A 1,265-nucleotide genomic window follows, 5' to 3' on the forward strand; every position below is an offset into this window, starting at 1 on the left:
TGAACCTCCTCCGAATTGATGGACACCTGTAGTAGGCTCGAAGAGCCAGGAGGTGTCGGATGGAAGGACGTCAACGTCGGTCGTTTACGGATGACTACAAGCGGCAAGCGGTTGATCTCGTAGTGTCGAGCGGGCGCTCGATCGGATCTGTTGCCAGGGAGCTTGGCCTGCGCGATTCCGTGCTGCGGCGGTGGGTGGAGCAGCGAGGGACCCGGCTGGAGCCGACGGCGGCGACGCGGCGCCCCACAACGCAGGCGACGCTGCCGTCGGCGGACCACGCGGCGGAGATCGCGCGTTTGCAGCGGGAGAACGAGCGGCTGCGTATGGAGCGTGATATTTTAAAAAAGTCCATTGCGATCTTTGCTGGAGTTCCGAAATGAGATTCCGCTTCATCGAAGATCGCCGCGCCGACTATCCGGTGATGATCATGTGCGGTGTGCTCGGTGTCTCGCCGGCCGGCTATTATGCCTGGCGCTCGCGCCCGGAGAGCCAGCGATCCGCAGCCAATCGTGAACTCGTCGACGACATCAGGCGGGTTCACCGCGACACCAATGGCCGCTATGGCAGCCCGCGCGTCCATGCCGAGTTGAGGGCTCATGGCCGCGGGGCCAGCCGCGGTCGCATCGAGCGATTGATGCGCCGACATGGCATCAGGGCCATCATGGCGAAGCCACGACGGGTGCGGACCACCGACAGCCGTCACGATTTCCCGATCGCCCCGAATCTTCTCGAGCGCAACTTCATCGCCACTGCTCCGAACCAGATCTGGCTCGCCGACATCACTTACGTCGAGACCGAGCAGGGTTGGCTCTATCTGGCCACGCTGATGGATCTCTACAGCCGCAAAATCGTCGGCTGGGCGATGGCAGATCATTTGCGCGCCGAACTGCCGATGGCGGCCCTAGCGATGGCCATTGCGACACAGCGGCCTGGCGCCGGCTTGATCCACCATTCAGATCGTGGCGTTCAATATGCTTCGGCGGAGTATCGCAAGATGATGCAGTCCGCCGGTTTTCGGGCCTCGATGAGCCGCAAGGCCGATTGTTACGATAACGCACCGATGGAGAGTTTCTTCCACACGCTCAAAACAGAACTCGTCCATCAGCAGCATTATGAAACACGTGAGGAAGCCAGACGTGATATCTTTGCTTACATCGAGGGCTTCTACAATCGAAAGCGTCGTCACTCCGCCATCGGCTATATCAGCCCGATCGAGATGGAGCTAAAAGCAGCTTAACCCTGTCCATTTTTTCGGGGGAAGATCA

General features: G+C 60.2%; 1 protein-coding gene. It reads left to right on the top strand.

What is annotated here, in order from left to right; translation table 11 throughout:
- Positions 1 to 59 precede the first annotated feature (59 nt).
- Positions 60 to 1,237, top strand: a protein-coding gene (locus tag I6F33_RS37845; RefSeq protein WP_225145783.1) for an IS3 family transposase whose coding sequence is annotated in 2 segments (ribosomal slippage) — positions 60 to 374 and positions 377 to 1,237 — 1,176 coding nt in all. Because the reading frame shifts where the segments join, the coding sequence is not laid out codon by codon here.
- The last annotated feature ends 28 nt before the right edge of the window (positions 1,238 to 1,265 follow it).

The organism is Bradyrhizobium sp. BRP20 (assembly GCF_020194215.1).
GTDB classification, from domain to species: Bacteria; Pseudomonadota; Alphaproteobacteria; order Rhizobiales; family Xanthobacteraceae; genus Bradyrhizobium; species Bradyrhizobium yuanmingense.